At 57.8% G+C, this 19,423-nt stretch carries 16 protein-coding genes; 1 reads left to right on the top strand and 15 read right to left on the bottom strand.

Annotation, left to right across the window (positions count from 1 at the left end; translation table 11 throughout):
• Positions 1-111: 111 nt before the first annotated feature.
• From mdh to C230_RS0110570, 15 genes are all read right to left on the bottom strand, one after another.
• Positions 112-1,050 (bottom strand): malate dehydrogenase, encoded by a 939-nt coding sequence (gene mdh / locus C230_RS0110645; protein WP_018132024.1) that lies wholly within the window; start codon positions 1,048-1,050, stop codon positions 112-114.
• A 13-nt stretch (positions 1,051-1,063) separates the two neighbouring features.
• The gene (gene icd, locus C230_RS0110640) at positions 1,064-2,359 is read right to left on the bottom strand and encodes an NADP-dependent isocitrate dehydrogenase (protein WP_018132023.1); all 1,296 of its coding nucleotides are present in this window, start codon (positions 2,357-2,359) and stop codon (positions 1,064-1,066) included.
• A gap of 148 nt (positions 2,360-2,507) precedes the next feature.
• On the bottom strand, positions 2,508-2,900 hold the full coding sequence (locus C230_RS0110635; protein ID WP_018132022.1) for an FxsA family protein: 393 nt from the start codon (positions 2,898-2,900) through the stop codon (positions 2,508-2,510).
• Between the two features lie 39 nt (positions 2,901-2,939).
• A complete protein-coding gene (locus C230_RS0110630; protein ID WP_018132021.1) occupies positions 2,940-3,380 on the bottom strand; it encodes an acyl-CoA thioesterase in 441 nt (146 codons plus the stop codon).
• Positions 3,381-3,516: 136 nt separating this feature from the next.
• The gene (gene pyk, locus C230_RS0110625) at positions 3,517-5,271 is read right to left on the bottom strand and encodes a pyruvate kinase (RefSeq protein WP_018132020.1); all 1,755 of its coding nucleotides are present in this window, start codon (positions 5,269-5,271) and stop codon (positions 3,517-3,519) included.
• A 99-nt stretch (positions 5,272-5,370) separates the two neighbouring features.
• Positions 5,371-6,330: a 6-phosphofructokinase gene (gene pfkA, locus C230_RS0110620; protein WP_018132019.1), complete on the bottom strand. Its 960-nt coding sequence runs from the start codon at positions 6,328-6,330 to the stop codon at positions 5,371-5,373.
• Positions 6,331-6,523: 193 nt separating this feature from the next.
• Positions 6,524-7,558 carry an acetyl-CoA carboxylase carboxyltransferase subunit alpha gene (locus tag C230_RS0110615; protein WP_018132018.1) on the bottom strand — a complete coding sequence of 345 codons (1,035 nt, stop codon included), beginning with the start codon at positions 7,556-7,558 and terminating at the stop codon, positions 6,524-6,526.
• The gene (accD, locus tag C230_RS0110610; RefSeq protein WP_018132017.1) at positions 7,548-8,420 is read right to left on the bottom strand and encodes an acetyl-CoA carboxylase, carboxyltransferase subunit beta; all 873 of its coding nucleotides are present in this window, start codon (positions 8,418-8,420) and stop codon (positions 7,548-7,550) included. The genes C230_RS0110615 and accD overlap by 11 nt, the downstream gene beginning before the upstream one ends.
• 17 nt (positions 8,421-8,437) lie before the next feature.
• Positions 8,438-8,635 carry a hypothetical protein gene (locus C230_RS0110605; protein ID WP_018132016.1) on the bottom strand — a complete coding sequence of 66 codons (198 nt, stop codon included), beginning with the start codon at positions 8,633-8,635 and terminating at the stop codon, positions 8,438-8,440.
• A 96-nt stretch (positions 8,636-8,731) separates the two neighbouring features.
• Entirely contained in the window at positions 8,732-9,961 is a 1,230-nt protein-coding gene (locus C230_RS0110600; protein ID WP_018132015.1) for an NAD(P)-dependent malic enzyme, read from the bottom strand.
• A gap of 259 nt (positions 9,962-10,220) precedes the next feature.
• The gene (locus C230_RS0110595; RefSeq protein ID WP_018132014.1) at positions 10,221-10,685 is read right to left on the bottom strand and encodes a phosphatidylglycerophosphatase A family protein; all 465 of its coding nucleotides are present in this window, start codon (positions 10,683-10,685) and stop codon (positions 10,221-10,223) included.
• Positions 10,686-10,801: 116 nt separating this feature from the next.
• A complete protein-coding gene (locus C230_RS0110590; protein ID WP_018132013.1) occupies positions 10,802-14,278 on the bottom strand; it encodes a DNA polymerase III subunit alpha in 3,477 nt (1,158 codons plus the stop codon).
• A 741-nt stretch (positions 14,279-15,019) separates the two neighbouring features.
• Positions 15,020-15,604, bottom strand: a complete 585-nt coding sequence (locus C230_RS0110580) for a Uma2 family endonuclease (RefSeq protein WP_407635577.1) — start codon at positions 15,602-15,604, stop codon at positions 15,020-15,022.
• 115 nt (positions 15,605-15,719) lie between these two features.
• Positions 15,720-16,532 carry a prolipoprotein diacylglyceryl transferase gene (gene lgt, locus C230_RS0110575; RefSeq protein ID WP_018132010.1) on the bottom strand — a complete coding sequence of 271 codons (813 nt, stop codon included), beginning with the start codon at positions 16,530-16,532 and terminating at the stop codon, positions 15,720-15,722.
• Between the two features lie 53 nt (positions 16,533-16,585).
• A complete protein-coding gene (locus C230_RS0110570; RefSeq protein WP_018132009.1) occupies positions 16,586-17,899 on the bottom strand; it encodes a DRTGG domain-containing protein in 1,314 nt (437 codons plus the stop codon).
• A 176-nt stretch (positions 17,900-18,075) separates the two neighbouring features.
• On the opposite strand from C230_RS0110570, the gene C230_RS0110565 reads away from it, so the two are divergent.
• Positions 18,076-19,410, top strand: a complete 1,335-nt coding sequence (locus C230_RS0110565) for a phytoene desaturase family protein (protein WP_018132008.1) — start codon at positions 18,076-18,078, stop codon at positions 19,408-19,410.
• Positions 19,411-19,423: the final 13 nt, after the last annotated feature.

Genomic DNA, 19,423 nt, shown 5'->3' with positions numbered 1-19,423 from the left:
TCGCGGACAGCTTCCCAAAGAAAAAAGCCCCCTTGTCAGGGAGCTTTTTGATCAAGGACGATCAACTCGGCGTTTCCCGCACGGATGTGGGCGCTTTTAGCCGAGTTTCCTTCAGCCAACGACGTTCATCACGTTGCGCACCGATTCGGCCGACTTGTCGAGCGCCGCTTTTTCTTCCGGGGTCAGTTCCAGTTCAAACACTTTTTCCAAGCCGTTGCCGCCGATCAGGGTCGGCACGCCCATGTAAAGGTTTTCGTACCCGTACTCACCTTCCAGCAATGCGATCGCCGGAAGAATGCGCTTTTTGTCCTTCAAAATGGCTTCCGCCATTTGAACCAGCGATGCTGCGGGTGCATAATAGGCGCTGCCTGTGCCGAGCAGGTTGACGATCTCGCCGCCGCCTTTGCGGGTGCGTTCGACAATCGCGTCGATCCGCTCTTGCGGGATCAATTTCTCAAGCGGAATGCCGCCCGCATACGAATACCGGATCAGCGGCACCATATCGTCCCCGTGTCCGCCCAGAACGAATCCGGTCACGTCCTCGACGGAAACATTCAATTCCTGCGCCACGAACGTGCGGAAGCGCGCGGTGTCGAGCACACCCGACTGTCCGATCACGCGGTTTTTCGGGAAACCGGACGTTTTGTGGGCGACGTAGGTCATTGCGTCGACCGGGTTGGACAGAACGATGATATAGCAGTTCGGTGAATATTTTACGACCTGTTCGGTAACCGATTTGACGATGCCGGCGTTGGTGGTGACGAGGTCGTCGCGGCTCATGCCCGGTTTGCGGGCCACGCCGGCCGTGATGATCACCAGGTCGGAATCCTTGGTGTCCTCGTAGTTGCTGGTGCCGATGATGTTCGCGTCGACGCCGAGCACCGGAGTCGCTTCCAACATGTCAAGCGCTTTTCCTTTGGTCGGATTTTCCAGCTGCGGGATGTCGAGCAACACGATGTCGCCCAGTTCCTCCTGCGCCAGGAACAAAGCGGTCGTCGCGCCGGTAAAGCCGGCACCGATCACAGAAATTTTTTTGCGTTTGATCGTCATGTCTGGTTCCCCCTTACAGATTCTTGATCAGCGCATCGCCAAATTCGGAACATTTCACTTCGGTCGCGCCTTCCATCAGACGGGCGAAGTCGTATGTCACGATTTTTTGGCCGATCGTCTTTTCCATCGAACGGATGATCAGGTCTGCCGCTTCCTGCCAGCCGAGATGTTCCAGCATCATTACGCCGGACAGGATGACGGAACCCGGGTTGACTTTGTCTTGTCCAGCGTATTTCGGTGCCGTGCCGTGCGTAGCTTCAAACACGGCGTGGCCGGTGACGTAGTTAATGTTTGCCCCCGGAGCGATTCCAATGCCTCCCACTTGTGCCGCCAAGGCGTCAGAGATGTAATCGCCGTTCAGATTCATGGTCGCGATCACGTCATATTCGGCCGGACGGGTCAGCACTTGCTGCAGGAATGCGTCGGCGATGCTGTCCTTGATGATGATCTTGCCTGCAGCTTCCGCTTCGGCCTGCGCCTTGTTGGCCGCCTCCGCGCCCTGCTGCTGCTTGATCCGGTCGTATTGCGCCCAGGTGAACACTTTGTCGGCGAACTCGCGTTCCGCCAGTTCGTAGCCCCAGTTTTTGAATGCGCCTTCGGTGAACTTCATGATATTGCCCTTATGTACCAGGGTCACGCTCTTACGCTTGTGACAAAGCGCGTATTCGATCGCCGCGCGGACGAGCCGTTCCGTTCCCTCCTGCGAAACCGGCTTGATGCCGATGCCGGACGTTTCGGGGAAGCGGATTTTCTTGACGCCCATCTCGTTCTGCAAAAATTCGATGACCTTTTTCACTTCCGGCGTGCCCGCCTGATATTCAATCCCGGCGTAGATGTCCTCCGAGTTTTCGCGGAAGATTACCATGTCGACCAGTTCCGGATTTTTCACGGGCGAAGGCACTCCGTTAAAATAGCGGACGGGACGCAGGCAAACATACAGGTCCAGTTCCTGCCGCAGCGCGACGTTGAGCGAACGGATGCCCCCGCCGACCGGCGTGGTCAGCGGCCCTTTGATGCTGACGATGTATTCTTTCAGAGCGGTCAATGTATCATTCGGAAGCCACTCATTAAACTTGTGAAATGCTTTCTCACCGGCGTACACTTCATACCAGGCAATTTTTTTCTCGCCCTTGTATGCCTTCGCGACCGCAGCATCCAACACGCGGGAAGCGGCAGCCCAAATGTCGGGACCGGTGCCGTCTCCTTCGATAAACGGGATGATCGGATTGTTGGGAACCATCAATTTCCCATTGTCTACTTTGATTTTTTCGCCTTCGGCGGGCATCGGAAACTTCTCGAACAGCGCCATTGAACGTTCCCCCTCGACACGTATGTATCAATCACCGGTAGTTTCCGCAACTACTAGATTGCAGCCGTTTTCATCATACCATACATGCAAAATATGCAACAAGCAAATTTTCCGTCTATTGAACCTTGGTTTCATGGTGTGAAACGAGTCATCGCCGATACACAATCCACGTACCTCTCGACAATCGCTTTGCGATCCAACGTTTGGCGATTCGCTTGATCGGCACTCGGGTCGGCGGCAGCAGCAGGATCAGCCCCAAAACGTCGGTGGCAAAACCGGGGGTCAGCAGCAGCAGGCCGCCCAGCAACACGCAGACGCCGTCGAGCAGCGCGTCGCCCGGCGGTCTTCCGAGTGAGAGTTCGGTTTGCAGCCGGCGCCAGACAGTCCGTCCCTGCGTTTTCGCCAGGTAAGCGCCCAATCCGCTGGTCAGCAACACCAGCAAAATCGTCTGCCAGCCCCCGATCACCTTCCCGACTTGGATCAGGATGTAGAGTTCAACGATCGGGACGACGATGAACAGCAAGAACAAAATGCGAAACAAGAGCGATCCCTCCCTCCGACAAAATCCCGTCAACATCTGTCATGCTTGTGATTCCCCTTCTGCCGATAGGTAAGCTTGCATCGCCTGCTCCAATTCGGGCGCCAGCTTTCGCAGCTGAATCGGTTTCATTTGCCTGTTGACCCACGCGTGCACCGTATACCCTCTGGCAAGGATTTGCCTGTCCGATTTTCGGGCAATCTCGTATTCAAAGCGTACCTTCACCCGCGCCTCTGCCAAACGGGTTCTGACCACAAGCTCATCGTCATAACGGGCGGATGCCAGGAAAAAAATTCGCGCCTCGATGACCGGCAACAAAATCCCCCGGTCTTCAAACTGCCGGTAGGGAATGCCTGCTCTGCGCATCATTTCCGTGCGGCCCACTTCGAACCAGCTGAGATAATTCGCATGATGGACGACCTGCATGGCGTCCGTTTCCGAATAGCGTACCCGCAGCTCCGTTTCGCTCCAGTTGTGTGTCACCCGATTCCCTCCCTTTCATTCCCCCGCTAAAATGAGGAACTCGTCAACCGTAGCATACCATAATCATCCAGCCCCTCGCCAATCGCAAGCAAAACGCCCCTGCCGGAGCCTGCCGCTCCCGTCAGGGGCTTGCTGGTCACAGTACTTGCGCCTGTCCTTTGTAGATGAGTCCGGTCACCGGATCGACGGTGACGATCGAGCCGTCTTCCAACACGGCCGTTGCGTTTTCAACGCCAACGACGACAGGCACGCCCAGGGAGATCCCCACCACCGCCGCATGCGAAGTGAGTCCGCCCTCCTCAACGATGACGGCTCCCGCTTTTTCCATCGCCGGTACCACATCCGCGTCGGTGGCCGGCATGACCAGGATATCCCCTGGCTGGATCCGCTGCATAACATCGGCTGCCCGTTTGCCGCTGACCACCCGTCCCGTCACCGCCCGTTGCCCGATACCTTGTCCGCGGGCGATCACATCGCTGATCGTATGCACTTTCAGCAGGTTGGTGGTTCCCGGCTGGCCGACCGGCACGCCGGCGGTGATCACGACCAAATCGCCGTGTTTCACCAGGCCTGAACGGAGCGCGCCTTCCACCGCCACCTCGAGCATTTCGTCTGTCGTCCGGGTCTCCTGCACGACTACCGGATACACGCCGTGCGACAGGCACAGCCGGCGGGCGACGTCCTCCCGCGGCGTGACCGCAATGATCACCGACTCCGGACGGTATTTCGAGACCTTGCGAGCGGTGTGGCCGCTTTGTGTCGGCGTGACGATCGCTTTCGCCTGCAGGTCGCGGGCGATCGTGGCAACCGCCTGCGAGAGCGCGTCGGTCACCGTGTGATCGCCTTCCCAGAGCCGCTGTTTGGCCGGGACGATATTTTCCCGCAGCGCCCGTTCCGCCCGTTCGGCGATCCGCGCCATCGTCTCGACCGCCTGCACCGGGTACTTGCCGGCCGCCGTTTCGCCGGACAGCATGATCGCGTCGGTTCCGTCAAAAATCGCGTTTGCCACATCACTCGCCTCGGCCCGCGTCGGACGGGGGTTCCGTTCCATCGAGTCGAGCATCTGTGTCGCAGTGATCACCGGCTTACCCGCCCGGTTGCATTTTTCGATCATCACTTTCTGCCACAACGGCACTTCTTCCGTCGGGATTTCGACACCGAGATCGCCGCGAGCCACCATCAGGCCGTCCGCCACTTCGAGGATTTCATCGAGCTTGTCGAGCGCTTCTTGCGCCTCGATTTTCGCAATAATATCCAAATTGGCATTCGCCTCTTCCAGCACGCGCCGCACATCCAGAACGTCGCTCGCCTTGCGCACAAACGAAGCGGCGATAAAATCGACCCCGTGCTCGACGCCGAACCGGATGTCCGCCACGTCTTTCTCGGTGACGCTCGGAATTCGCAAACGGACTCCGGGCGCATTGATGCCCTTGCGATTTTTCAGGATGCCGCCGTTCACGACGCGGCAGACGATGTCATTCCCCGCCACCCGTTCCACCACCAGACCGATCAGCCCGTCGTCGATCAGCAAGCGGGAACCGGGCTCGACATCTTCCGGCAGCCCCTTATAGGAAATCGAGACCCGTTCCGCCGTGCCGGTCACTTCCTCGGTGGTGAGCGTGATCAGCGCTCCCTGGCGCAATTCGACCTGGCCGCCTTCGATCAGACCGGTGCGAATTTTCGGTCCTTTGATGTCGAGCAGAATCGCCACCATTTTGCCAGTGACGACGGCCGCTTCCCGGATGTTGCGAATCCGGTTGGCATGCTCTTCGTATGTACCGTGGGAAAAATTGAGCCGGGCGACATTCATGCCGTTTTCAATCAGTTGCGTCAACACTTCGACCGACTCGCTGGCCGGTCCGATTGTACAAACGATTTTCGTGCGCCTCATGATATCCTCCCGTCTGGTCTGTTTGAATCCAAACCGCCTCCCGTCAAAGCGGCGCCGGCGGGAACCCGCTGCCGGCCGCTAGCACGGGAGGCAACATGGTTAAATCGACAAAATGGAAGCGAGGGAATACAGCGCCATGTTCGGCTTGCGGGGCGTTGCCAACACGCGGCCGATGTCGTTCGCCTGCAGCACGCCGCCGACGATGCCGACCGCCTTGCCCCCTTCCCCTCTTCGCAGCAGATCGACCGCCATCGCTCCCATGCGGGAAGCGAGCGTCCGGTCAAACGCAGTCGGCGAACCGCCCCGCTGAATGTGGCCGAGGACGGTGACGCGAGTTTCCCAGCCGGTTTTTTCCCGGATCTGTTCGGCGATTTCAAATCCCTTGCCGGCCCCTTCCGCCACCAGAATGATCGAATGTTTCTTGCCGCGGGCAGCGCCGCGCTGCAGTTTTTCCACCATACTGTCGATGTTGGCGGGCTCTTCCGGAATCAGGATCGACTCCGCGCCACCGGCCACGCCGGCCCACAACGCAATATCACCCGCATCGCGCCCCATCACTTCGACGACATAGGTTCGCTCGTGCGACGTGGCAGTGTCGCGGATTTTATCGATCGCCTGGATGACTGTATTAATAGCAGTATCAAAACCGATTGTAAAGTCCGTACAGGGAATGTCGTTATCGATCGTACCCGGCAGACCGATTGTCGGCACGCCTTTTTGCGTAAGCGCATTCGCCCCCCGGTAGGAACCGTCACCGCCGATTACGACCATTCCTTCGATCCCTTGCTCGCGGATCGTCGCCACCGCTTTCGCTTGCCCGGCTTCCGTTTTGAATTCCTCGCAGCGAGCGCTGTGCAGGATGGTGCCGCCGCGATGGATGATGTCGGCCACCGACCCGAGATCCATCGGCTCCAGGTCGCCGGAGATCAACCCCTGGTATCCCCGTTTGACGCCGATCACTTCAATCCCGTGATAGATCGCGCTCCGCACGACCGCCCGAATCGCCGCGTTCATACCCGGAGAATCGCCGCCGCTCGTCAAAATGCCAATCCGTTTCATGTGGTTCTACCTCCTAACCCATTATCCCACGAAAGTGATGCGAACTTGCGACACCTGCTGTTCACTGGCAGTTGTGAATCGTTCGACTTGTTCTGCGCCTTGTGCCCTCTATGATCCACAATGTCCCGCAGGGACATTTTTTGTCCCTGTCAACAAGAAAAGGAGGTGCTCAATCGATGAGCACACTCCTAGTTTATCGCACCTTTCCACTTTCAACAATATCCGATTTGGGCGGTTCCGTGTCCGGCTTGGCAGATGCCGCCGGGTGCCCGGCCGTTTCCCGAAACTGTCCGATCGCCCGGTATTTGTTGTATCGTTCCGCCACCAACTGTTCCGGCGGCAGCAGCAGCAACTCCTGCACGGCCGCCAACACTTTTTCCTTAACACGGGCGATGGTCAGTGCCGGATCTTTCTGGGCTCCGCCCATCGGTTCCTCGATCACGTCATCGGCAATCCCGAACCGGTGCAGATCCTGCGCCGTGATCCGCATCGTTTCCGCAGCGCGGCGGGCCTGGGTGGCGTCCTTCCATAGCAGGGCGGCCGCCCCCTCCGGTGAAATCACCGAATACACCGCATGTTCCAGCATGAAAATCCGGTCTCCCACGCCGAGCGCAAGCGCCCCGCCTGACCCGCCTTCCCCGGTCACCACACAAACGATCGGGACTTGCAGTCCGGCCATTTCAAGCAGGTTGCGGGCGATCGCCTCGCTTTGCCCGCGCTCTTCCGCCGCCACGCCGGGATAGGCACCGGAAGTGTCAATGAAGCAGATCACGGGCCGGCCGAATTTTTCCGCCTGTTTCATCAAACGGAGCGCTTTCCGGTAGCCTTCCGGTTCCGGCATGCCGAAGCGGCGGTAGATGTTTTCCTTCGTGTCCCGCCCCTTTTGATGGCCCAGCACGGTCACCGGAATCCCTTCCAGTTTCGCGATGCCTCCAACCAGCGCCGGATCGTCGCCAAACGTGCGGTCCCCGTGCAGTTCGATAAAATCGGTGCACATGCCGCGGATGTAATCGAGCGTGGTGGGCCGCTCCGGATGGCGGGCGATCTGCACTTTTTGCCAGGGCGTCAACTCACCGTAAATCGATTGGGCCAATTCGGCCGCTTTTCGCTCCAACTTGCCGATCTCATCAGACAGATCGATCCCCTGTGCATCCGCCAACCGGCGAAGTTCTTCAATTTTTGCGCGGAGTTCCGTCAATGGCTTTTCGAACTGCAGCTCATTGGCCATGACGCACACCTCCCGCGTGAATATCGAGAATCTTGGCAAGCGTTTGTTTCATCTCTTTGCGCGGCACCACCAGATCAATCATCCCATGCTTGAGCAGAAACTCTGCCGTTTGAAAATCGTCCGGCAGCTTCTGCCGGATCGTCTGCTCGATGACGCGGCGGCCGGCAAATCCGATCAGCGCCCCCGGCTCTGCGATGTTGATATCGCCGAGGCTGGCAAATGATGCGCTCACCCCGCCGGTTGTCGGATGCGTGAGCACCGACACGAACAGCAGCTTTTCCCGGCTCAGCTTTTGCAAGGCAGCGCTCGTCTTGGCCATCTGCATCAGCGAAAAAACGCCTTCCTGCATACGGGCACCGCCGGATGCGGCAAATAGAACGACCGGATAGCGATTGTCAATCGCCCGTTCAATCGCGCGGGTGATTTTTTCTCCGACGACCGACCCCATGGAGCCCATGATAAACCGGGAATCCATCACGCCGATGACAACCGGATGACCGCCGATCGTTCCCTCTCCGGTGACGACCGCTTCCGTCAGCCCGGTCGCCGCCTGCACCTGCTCCAGCTTGGCCGGGTACTCTTCAAACTGCAGCGGATCGGCGGAAGCAAGTCCCTGGTCATACTCAAAAAAACGTCCCTCGTCCAGCGTGGCCGCGATCCGTTCCGGGGCGGACATCGGAAAATGGTAGCCACAGCGCGGGCACGTCTTCAAATTCTTTTCCAGTTCGCGGCTGATCAGCAGCTCGGAGCATTTTTTGCACTTGGTCATGATGCCTTCCGGGATGTGATCCCGCCGTTCAGCCAATTCCTGCGTGGTGATGGTTGCGTATTTGCGTTTTTTATGGAAAAGATCCTTAAGCACTGTTTCACCTCTCCAGCTTATGAATGGGAGGAATGCAGAATATCCTTCAACACCTCTTGCACTTCGTCCAACTCGGATTCCGGCACCAGAATTTCATACTGCTGCTTGGCGATGTTCGTTTGCCGCAACTTGACCAGAAATCCTTCCTGTGTCAGTTTTTGCTTGATCGATTCAGCCGTTTTTTCCCCTGATGCAATATAGATGACGGTCCACATCGGTTCAGTTCCTCCTATCATCCGGGAAAAACTGAAAACATCATAACATAGCCGTTTTGACGGAAGCAAGGATGGGGTGCCTGCATCCTCCCGTTTTCAGCGAATGCCGGACAATTCGCGGGTTCGCTTGGCGACATCGGCCGGGTCCACCTGAATCCGGGCGACGCCCGATTCCATGGCCGCTTTCGCGACGGCCGCCGCCACGCTCGGTGCCACGCGAGGGTCGAACGGACGGGGGATCACATAATCGCTGCGCAGTTCGTCGTCGCTGATCAAATCGGCAATTGCGTGCGCGGCAGCGATTTTCATTTCTTCATTGATGATCGTCGCCCTGACATCCAACGCACCGCGAAAAATCCCCGGAAACGCGAGGACATTGTTGACCTGGTTGGGAAAATCGGAACGACCGGTACCGACCACCTTCGCCCCGGCGTCGAGCGCTTTCTCCGGCAAAATTTCCGGATCCGGGTTGGCCATCGCAAAAATGATCGGATCGCGGTTCATGGAACGCACCATCTCCTGCGTGACGGCGCCGCCGACCGACACGCCGATAAATACATCGGCCCCAACCAGCACTTCTTCCAATGTGCCCGCTTGTTTCTCCTGATTCGTATTTTTGGCGATCAATTCCTTGATCGGGTTCATGCCCTCCGCCCGGCCGTCATAGATCGCGCCTTTCGTGTCGCACATGATCACATTCCGCACGCCCATCGACAGCAAGAGCTTGATGATGGCGATGCCGGCCGCTCCCGCTCCGTTTGCCACGACGCGAATGTCCTGCATCGTTTTGCCGACCACTTTCAGCGCGTTGATCAATCCCGCCAGCGTGACGATCGCCGTGCCGTGCTGGTCGTCGTGGAACACCGGGATGTTCATCTCTTTTTTCAACCGCTCTTCAATCGCAAAACAGGCGGGAGCGGCGATGTCCTCCAGATTGATGCCGCCGAAAGTCGGCTCCAGCAGCTTGACCGTTTCGACAATCTGATCGACGTCTGTCGTATTCAAACACAAAGGCACCGCATCGACGCCGGCGAACTGTTTGAACAGCACCGCTTTTCCTTCCATCACCGGCATCGCTGCTTCCGGTCCGATGTTGCCTAAGCCCAGCACCGCCGTCCCGTCGCTGACGACCGCCACGAGGTTGCCCTTACTGGTGTATTCGTACACGCGCTCCGGTTGCTGATAAATTTCCTTGCACGGCTCCGCCACGCCCGGCGAGTAGGCGAGGCTCAGATCGCGCGCGTCATTGACCTCCACTTTCGACACGATGCCCAGTTTCCCCCGATGAATTCGGTGCAACTCCAGTGCATCTTCCCGCAATGTCATATATACACCATCCTATACCGGATGCCGCGAAAGTGACGAACAGCTTTGCAGCCTATTCCGGGTACTGCGGGGACCCAGCACTTGTGTGAACCGCTGCAGTTCCCCAAGGTTTAGTTTCCATTATACCACGGAAAAACATGGGATTACTACCGCCAAGTCGATGCGGGACTCACGCTCCCATACCCATATTGTAGCAGAAAAGACCGCCCATAGGCGGTCCGAGATCCCAATTCGCAACACGGAATGTTTTCGAAAAATTTTAAGGTTTGTTGCGGTGGGCGATGCGGGCGCTGGCGGCCGCGGCCACTCCTGCCACCAAATCGTCAAGAAACACATGAACACTGTTCCCCTTTTTGTTCAGCTTCGAAATGATGCCCAATTTTTCCTTGTCCAGATAGCCGAACGAAGTCAGGCCGATCGACCCGTACACATTGGTGATGCCGAGCGCCAGGATTTCGTCGACGCCGTACAGCGGTTCGTCCGCCTGCAAAATCGATTGCAGCGGCTCCGGCAGCCGCTTTTGTTCGGCCAATATGTCCAACGTGATCCCAGTATATAATGCGTATTGCACTTCCCGCTTGCCCAGAACGCGAATCACGCTTTCCTTGCATTCATCCGGTCCGAGATTTGGATGATACGGTTTCTGCAAGGTGTACACGATTTCGACAATATCGTCGACCGTTACCCCGCGCTGCTCCAACAAGGCGACAACTGTTTCATGCATGGTGGTACCTCCCAAGCTGTAAGGATAGTACCATGCTATGCACCACAGGAACAAGTCGCGCCAAGGCGGCAAAGCTGCCAGGTCGCGCTATGAAAAAAGGGGTGCAGTTTTGCAACCTATTTTTTCACAACGGCGCTGCCAGCCCCCATGATCAACTCGATTTCCGCCAGCAACTCGGGTTTCGCGTCGACACGCTCCGTGATTTTTCGCGTGGACCTGTTTTTCACGTAATACAGGACGACCGGTGTCGTGCCCGGGTGCCGCAACAGGCAGGCCTTCAACTCTCGCAGCCGGGGAGGATCCTCCCGGTCCGGTTCGATTTTGATAAACAGGATCGGCTGTTTTTCAGGCCCCCGCGGACGTTCTGCGGCAGCGGTTCCGGCCGGTGGCAGCAGCTGGATCGCATCCGCCAGCAGCTTGACCCCGTCATCCTGCACCTGCACTTTCGCCTTGACCAGGACAACCGGCTCCTGCTGCAAAGCGCCATCTGACAGCCTCGCTGTGCCGGAGCGGCTTGCGTCTGGCTGCAAAATGGGCCGGGCCTCGGCGAATACGGCCGGAAACACGACCACCTCGACCGACTGTGTCAGGTCTTCCAGCTCCACAAACGCCATCTGCTGCCCTTTACGCGTTTGCACCAGCCGCATGCTGCGCACCCGGCCAGCCACCGTGGTGGCGCTTCCGTCTTCCGCCTCCTGCAGTTCGGCGATGCGGTGGCGCGCGTGTTCCCGCATGGCGGCGCGATAGCGGTCGAGCGGGTGACCCGACACATACAGCCCCAGCAGTTCCTTCTCCATTTCCAGACGTTCCGGTTCCGAAAGATCGTCCACTTCCGGATAGACGAACGGCTCCGTTTGCTGCGGCTGCTCCATCATGCCGAACAGGGACATCTGGGGAGCTTCCCGCTCTTTTTTCAGCATTGCACCTTTTTCCACCGCATCATCGAGCGCGAGCAGCAACGAGCGGCGCCCGCGCCCGGTCCAATCGAACGCGCCGCAGCGGATCAAGCTCTCGATCACCCGCTTGTTGCAGGCGCGCAAGTCGACGCGCCGGCAAAAATCGAGCAGGTCGGCAAACGGCCCATTTTTCCTCGCCTGCAAAATCGCCTGGATCGCCGACACCCCGACGTTTTTGATCGCCGACAAGGCGAACCGGATCTTCCCGTCGGTCACGGTAAACCGGTGCGAGCTTTCGTTCACGTCCGGCGGGAGAACGGCGATTCCCATTTTTCGGCAATCGTCCACGTATTGGGCGATTTTGCCGCTGGAATGGAGCCACGACGTGAGCAAAGCGGCCATAAACTCGGCCGGATAATTCGCTTTCAAATAGGCGGTGCGGTAGGCGACCACCGCATACGCGACGGCGTGTGAACGGTTGAATCCGTAGTCGGCAAACCGCACGATCAAATCGTAGACCTCGTGGGCGATGGTTTCGTCGTATCCGTTGCGCTGGCAGCCTGCCACAAACAATTCCCGCTGCTGCTGCAGCACATCGCGTTTCTTCTTGCCGACCGCCCGCCGCAGAGAATCCGCCTGGCCCAGTGAAAAACCGGCCATCTTCGAGGCGATCTGCATGATCTGCTCCTGGTAAACAATGATGCCGTAGGTATCCTGCAAAATCGGCTCAAGATCCGAATGCGGGTAGGAAACAGGAGCCTTGCCGTGTTTGGCGGCGATATAATTCGGAATGTTTTCCATTGGGCCAGGCCGGTAGAGAGAGATGACCGCGACGATATCTTCAAACTCGGTCGGTTTCAATTCGCGCAGCACGTTCTTGACGCCGTTCGATTCCAGTTGGAAGCAGCCGTCCGTGTCCCCGCGCGCCAGCAGTTCGTAGGTGGCCGGGTCGTCCATCCCCATGCGCGTAAAATCGATCTCCACCCCGCGGTTTTGTTTCACCGCGTCGATCGTGTGGTCGATGATCGTCAAATTGCGCAATCCGAGAAAATCCATCTTCAAAAGCCCGACCGCTTCCAGGTCTTCCATCGCGTACTGGGTGACGACGCCCCCCTCCGCCCCCCGCAGGAGCGGGACATGGCGAGTCAGCGGCTCTTTGGAAATCACCACACCGGCCGCGTGGATCGACGTATGCCGGGGCAATCCCTCGATCGCTTTCGCCGTGTCAAGCAGCCGTTTGACGGCGGGGTCCTCGTCATACATCCGCTGCAGGTCCGGTTCAAGCGCCAATGCCTTGTCAATCGTCATGCCAAGCGTTTGCGGCACCAGCTTGGCCACCCGATCGACCACCGGCAGCGGCATCCCCAGCGCCCGTCCGACGTCCCGGATGGCTGCCCTTGCAGCCATCGTTCCGTAAGTGACAATCTGGGCCACCCGGTTCGCGCCGTACTTGCGGGTGACATAGTCGATCACTTCCTGCCGCCGCTCATAATCGAAATCGATGTCAATATCCGGCCAGGACACGCGTTCCGGATTCAAAAACCGCTCGAACAGCAAGTTGTAGCGAATCGGGTCGACATCGGTGATCCGCAACGCGTACGCCACCAGGCTGCCGGCGGCCGAGCCCCGTCCCGGTCCGGTGGAGATCCCATTTTCATGAGCGAACCGCATAAAGTCCCAGACCACCAGAAAATACCCGGCAAACCCCATCTGGGCGATCACCGACAGTTCGTACCGCAGCCGCTCTTTCACCTGCTCGGACGGCGAGCCGTACCGCTCGCGCAGCCCCTGCTCGCACAAAAGCGCCAGATAGGAGTTCTCATCATGCCCTTCCGGCAGATCAAACCTGGGCAAATGGGTTGCGCCCAGGTTCAGGTCCAGCCGGCAGCGCTCCGCAATTTTCCACGTGTTCTCGATCGCTTCCGGCAGGTGGCGGAACCGTTCCGCCATTTCCTCGCCGCTTTTCAGATAAAATTCGTCGCACGGAAACCGCATCCGATCTTCATCATCCAGCGTTTTGCCGGTCTGGATGCATAATAAAACATCGTGCACCGCCGCATCTTCCCGCCGAATGTAGTGCACATCGTTTGTCGCCACAAGCGGCAGTTCCAGTTCGCGGGCGATGCGGACCAGGTGCTGGTTGACCAATTTTTCGTCCGGCAAGCCGTGATCCTGCAGTTCGATATAGAAGCGATCCGGCCCAAAAATCTGCTTGTACTCGGCCGCCGCCTGCCGCGCCCCGGCGAGATCTCCCTGCAGGACGCGGGCTGCCACTTCGCCGCTGTGGCAGGACGACAGCGCGATCAGCCCTTCGCTGTGGGCGCGTAGGAATTCCTTGTCGGTACGCGGTTTGTAATAGAATCCTTCCAGTTGGGCCGCAGACACGATCTTCAGCAGATTCCGATAGCCGGTCTCGTTTTCCGCCAGCAAAATCAGATGGTTCGGCCGGTCCTGGCGGCCGCCTTTTTCCCTCATCGAGCCTTTCGCCACATACACTTCGCAGCCGATGATCGGGTGCAGGCCGCGCGCCTTCGCTTTTTTGTAAAATTCGACCGCGCCGTGCATCACCCCGTGATCGGTCAGGGCGACCGCCGTCATGCCAAGCTCCTGCACGCGGTCCAGCAACGCATCGATTCGGCAAGCACCGTCGAGCAAACTGTATTCGGAATGAACATGCAAATGAACAAACGAACTCAACGCGCGCTCTCCCCTGAATCATTTGGATTCCATCATTTGGGACCCCATCAAAGTAATCGGAATACACGGCAAAGCACGACTTCACAGCACAACTTCACTTTGATGGGACATACGATCATATGTTTGGGTCTATTGTATCACATTTTCCGGCGGCCTCGCATATACTGAATGGGGGTGGCATGCGTTATGGAACAAAAACCCGGATACTCCTCTCCAAAAGCCTCGCGAAAATCTTCACGAAACCCGTCGCCAAAACCGGTGATTTTCCACGATGATATTTTCGATCCAAACAAAAAGCAGGAGAAGCGGAGCAAGCAGCGGATTCGGCAAACGGACGCTACCTCTCTATGCGGCGGCCCAACCGGCCCCCGGCACACCACGTACGACGGCTCGGCCCAAACAGAGTGTGCCGAGCCCGGAAGCCCCATCCGCTCCCGGCCAACCGATTCCGGCAGCCTGACGGCCTCGAAGCCGCCCGCTCCGGATACAGCTCGGCCCCACCAGCGCCCGCTGCCAAAACGGGGTCGGGATAGTGGATAACCCAAACGCCAATAGCAGCAGAGGTTTTTTGGTACTTGATGATTGGTGCCGCAGGGCAGAACTCCCGGTCAACAGATAAGCTGCCCCCTATTTTTCTCTATAGGGGACAGCTTTTTTTTCGTTTCAGGCAGAGCGATTTTTCACCGAAGTAACGGGAATGGGCGTCGGAATTGTGCAAGAAAATCTTTTCGAATCTGGACTTCAAAAAACATCTCCCAAATCGATCACCAGATCGTCAAAAATCGCTACCTGAATCCTGTCCTCTGCGCCATAGACCTGCGCTTCCGCGAAACGATGCTGCGTCCAGTCATACACTTCCACAGTCTTGTTGAGAGGATCTACGATCCAATATTCGCGAACGCCCGCCAGCCGGTAGAGCCGCAGCTTTTCCGACCGGTCTTTTTTGGCGGTCGACGGGGAGAGTACTTCCACGATCAGGTCCGGCGCCCCGAGGCATCCTTTTTCGTCAATCTTGTTCGGATCGCAAATGATCGAAATATCCGGCTGCACCACGTTTTTGACCTGATCGTCGGCTTTGCCGTCCGCCAACAACCGCACGTCAAACGGAGCGACAAACGCGGAACATGGTTTGCCCTTCAGGTACGAATAAAACTCGCCGTGAAGATTGCCAATGATTCGTTGGTGTTCCGTTGACGGCGCGGGAGTCATGTTGTAGGGGATTCCCTCGATGATCTCCCACCGCTCGCCCTCCGGAGTGAGCAGATATTCCGCATAGTTGGCCGGCCGTTTCGGAACTTCCTCTCTTTTTATCGCCAATGGATCCACCCCCTGCAGGAACTCACAGCTGCAGCTTCCTGCCCTTTACGTTCATTATACCTTAAACCCCGGACGCGGCAGACAAAAAATGGGAGGGGGTAATGCCCCCCCTGTTTCACCACTTTTACGATTCCACCACTTCCGGTTCTTGGCCGGAATCGTGGGAAGTGCCGCCCCTGGCCTGGCGGATTTTCAAATAGACCATGCACCCGAGCGCCGCCGCGATCACCGCCAGGCTTGTCCATTGCGCCGCCGTCAAGCCGAGGGTGCGGGCCGTGTCCCCCCGCAGAAACTCGAGGAAAAACCGGCCGATCGAATACAGGATGTTGTAAAAAAGGAAGATGTAACCAACCGGCCACTTCCGCTGTTTGAGGATCAGCAGCAGCGCAAACACCACGATGTCCCACTGTCCTTCCCAGACTTCCGCCGGCCATAACGGCTGCGACCCGTACGTGTCGTACGCATACGTGCCAGGGGGATAGACAAGCCCGAAATTGCCGCCGGTCGGAGAGCCGAACGCATCGCCGTTCATCAGGCAGGCGGCCCGCCCGATGCCCTGCGCCAGCACGATCGCCGGCGCCACGATGTCGGCAAAATCCCAAAACGGAACTTGATACTTCCAGGTGTACAACAGGCCGCCGGCAAATCCGCCGACCAGCCCGCCCTGGATCGACATGCCGCCATGCCAGATGGCCAGAATCTCCAGCGGGTGCTGGGAGTAATAGCCCCATTCAAAAAACAGCACCTGCCACAACCGGGCGCCGATCAAAGCCCCGACGATCGCGTAGACCGCCACGCCGGACACGTGATCCGCATACCTGCCCGCCTGCCTGGCAAAATAGGCGGCGACGCCGATCCCCAAGAGCATCGAGATGGCGACGATCAGCCCGTACGACCGCACGGGAAAGCTGCCGATGTGAAACAAAATAACCTGCATAGGAACTCCTTTCCTTAGTCGAGTCGACTAAACGGTTAAAGTAAAAGTTTGGCTTACCTGTCCAGTACCTGAGCGGTGAGCAATGCCTTGGCCATTCGCTCTCCCTCGCAATAGATCTCAATGTCCGCCTTGCCGAATTTACGTCCGAGATCGATCACTTCCGCGCGAACCGTTATCTCCGAATCGATTTGAATCGGTTTCATGAAAAATACGGTCACGTTCTCAACCGCCATGTCCGTATTTTTAAAACGGCGAATCGCCAGTTTGCCCGCCTCGCTGATCAATGTCATCAGCACACCCGACAGGACACCGCCCAGCGAGTTCGTCATCTGCGGCGTCACCTCGCCCACCAGCGACACCGATTTGTCGTCATGCCGTTCTTCCCGAAAATGGCGGAGGATCAAATCCTTGATCGTGTCCCCGGTATGCGGCTGTTTTTGCGCATATTGCAGCCCCTTGATCACGTCTTGCCGGGAAATGACGCCGATCAGCCTGCGGCCGTCGACTACCGGCAGCAGCTCAATGCCTTCCCAGATCATCTTGTGGGCAGCCGAGGCGACCGACGTTTTCGGAGTGACGGTGATCGGATTTTTCGTCATGATCCGCTCGATCGGTACATCGTCCGCCTGTCCTGACACATCCTTGGATGTGACGATGCCGAGCACCCGCATATTCGCATCGACCACCGGAAACCGGGCATGCCCCGTCTGTTCGACCAGCTGGTGCCAATTTTTCACCGTTTGGTCGGGCCGCATCACGTCGGGCTCCGGCCGGCCCTGCAGGATGTCTTCGACCATCACGATTTCCTTTTTGATCAGGCGGTCGAAAATCGCACGGTTAATAAGACTCGCCACCGTGAATGTGTCGTAGGCGGAAGAGATAATCGGCAGCTCCAGTTGGTCGGCCAGCGCTTTTACCTCGTCGCTCGCGTCAAAACCGCCGGTGATGAGCACGGCCGCCCCCTGCTCCAGCGCGATCCGGTGCACCTGGTCGCGGTTGCCGACGATCAGCAGGCTGTCCGGATCGATGTACTTGACCATCGCATCCACTTTCATCGCGCCGATCACAAACTTGTGCAGCGTCTTGTGCAGTCCGCTACGGCCGCCGAGCACCGTGCCGTCGACGATGTTGACCACTTCCGAATAGGTCAGGCGCTCGATGTTTTTCTTTTGCTGCTTCTCGATCCGCACCGTGCCTACCCGTTCGATCGTCGACGCGATGCCGCGGGCTTCCGCCTCCTTGATCGCGCGGTAGGCTGTTCCTTCCGAAACTCCCATGTGTTTCGCGACCTGGCGAACGGAGATTTTTGAGCCGATTTCCAGGCTTTCTATATATTCGAGGATTTGCTCGTGTTTTGTTGCAGACATGGGATTCCTCCAGACATGTGTTATATAGCAAGATTATAAACTGTTTCAGCCAGGCGTTTCAATCTGCGAAATGTGCTGCGATATTGGCGCCGGAGGAATCGTTCACCAGTTTCTTTTTCCGCCGGAAAGGTATATTCTATATAGCGGACATTCTGGACATGGGAGAGTTATCCGCTATGAACCGACGAATCATCGTAATCGGAGGAGGACTGGCCGGTCTCAGCGCAGCCGCAAGACTGGCGAAAAACGGGCTCGACGTGACGCTGCTGGAAAAAGCACCGAAACTGGGCGGGCGGGCCATCACCATCCCGCTGAAAGGATTTGCTTTTAACTTTGGCGCACACGCGATCTACAGCCGCGATTCTTCTTATATACGAAAACTGGAAAAAGAACTGGGCCTGGACATCGGCTGGGTCGATTTTGATCCGGCAAAAGCCCGCTATGATTTGGGCAATGAATTGACAGAGATGCCGGCCACACTGGAAGGGTTGTTCAAAACGAAAGTGCTGTCCGGTTCGGGCAAGGCGCTGTTTGCGATCGAGGTGATCAAGACGATCTGCCGCCTGGAGCGCGGCAAGGAAGGAGTGACGATCGGCGAGTGGCTCGACCGCTCCAACCTGCACGATGACGTGAAGGATTTGATGCTGACGCTCGCATCCAGCAATTTCTTCACGAAAGAACCGGAGCGGATCCCGTCGACCGTTTATTTTGCCTATTATCAACGGATGTTCCGGACATCAAAGGCGGTCAGCTATATCGCCGGCGGCTGGCAAAGCCTGGTCGGCGAACTGGAGCGGGTGGTCCGCGAGTCCGGCTCGCAGATCCTGACCAAAGCGAAAATCGAACGGGTGCTGTTTGACGAAAACCGGATTCGCGGAGTGGAAACGGCGGACGGTCTGATCGAAGGGGACGAGTTTGTGTTTGCCATCCCCCCCAAAGAGCTCGGGAAAATTTTTGCGGGTACGCCGCTGGAACAATCGATCGCGCCTTACCTGCTGTATTACCCGAATACGGTGCTCGTATATGATATCGGGTTAAAAAACAGGATCGACATCCCCTACACCTACATTTACGACAAAACGAGCCGCGTCTTCCTGACCGACATCTCGGCGTACACCGACTGCACGCCGCCGGGCGGCCAGTTGATCCAGGCGATCGCCTATTTAAGGAGCGCAGAGGCGGGCAATCGGGAGTATGCGCTGCAACTGAAACAGACGATCGAGCAGCTATTTAACAAACATCTGCCCGGCTGGCGGGAGCAACTGGTCGCACAGCGCTATACGGAACGGGCGTCCGCTCAGGAGATCAAAGTGGAGGACGACCAACGGCTGCTGCCGGTTCGCTTCCACGCCTGCCCGAACGCCTATTTTGCCGGAGACTGGGTGGAAGGGGTCGGCATGCTATCCGAACTGTCCTTCTCGTCAGCCTATGAGGCGGGCAACCGCATCCTGCAAAAAATCAGGCAGCAAAGAAAAGAACACCTGTCCGCTCATTCGATGAAAATCGGATAGCGCACCGTAAGCA

It is taken from the genome of Effusibacillus pohliae DSM 22757 (assembly GCF_000376225.1).
GTDB lineage: Bacteria > Bacillota > Bacilli > Tumebacillales > Effusibacillaceae > Effusibacillus > Effusibacillus pohliae.
The sequence above is the reverse complement of the archived record's forward strand: the minus strand, read 5'-3'. Positions and strand labels throughout refer to the sequence as shown.

Bases quoted from the DNA above. Each gene is read 5' to 3' on its own strand.
- mdh (WP_018132024.1), bottom strand. From the start codon at position 1,050: ATGACGATCAAACGCAAAAAAATTTCTGTGATCGGTGCCGGCTTTACC.
- icd (WP_018132023.1), bottom strand. From the start codon at position 2,359: ATGGCGCTGTTCGAGAAGTTTCCGATGCCCGCCGAAGGCGAAAAAATC.
- pyk (WP_018132020.1), bottom strand. From the start codon at position 5,271: ATGAGGCGCACGAAAATCGTTTGTACAATCGGACCGGCCAGCGAGTCG.
- pfkA (WP_018132019.1), bottom strand. From the start codon at position 6,330: ATGAAACGGATTGGCATTTTGACGAGCGGCGGCGATTCTCCGGGTATG.
- C230_RS0110615 (WP_018132018.1), bottom strand. From the start codon at position 7,558: ATGGCCAATGAGCTGCAGTTCGAAAAGCCATTGACGGAACTCCGCGCA.
- C230_RS0110605 (WP_018132016.1), bottom strand. From the start codon at position 8,635: ATGTGGACCGTCATCTATATTGCATCAGGGGAAAAAACGGCTGAATCG.
- C230_RS0110600 (WP_018132015.1), bottom strand. From the start codon at position 9,961: ATGACATTGCGGGAAGATGCACTGGAGTTGCACCGAATTCATCGGGGG.
- C230_RS0110595 (WP_018132014.1), bottom strand. From the start codon at position 10,685: ATGCATGAAACAGTTGTCGCCTTGTTGGAGCAGCGCGGGGTAACGGTC.
- lgt (WP_018132010.1), bottom strand. From the start codon at position 16,532: ATGCAGGTTATTTTGTTTCACATCGGCAGCTTTCCCGTGCGGTCGTAC.
- C230_RS0110570 (WP_018132009.1), bottom strand. From the start codon at position 17,899: ATGTCTGCAACAAAACACGAGCAAATCCTCGAATATATAGAAAGCCTG.
- C230_RS0110565 (WP_018132008.1), top strand. From the start codon at position 18,076: ATGAACCGACGAATCATCGTAATCGGAGGAGGACTGGCCGGTCTCAGC.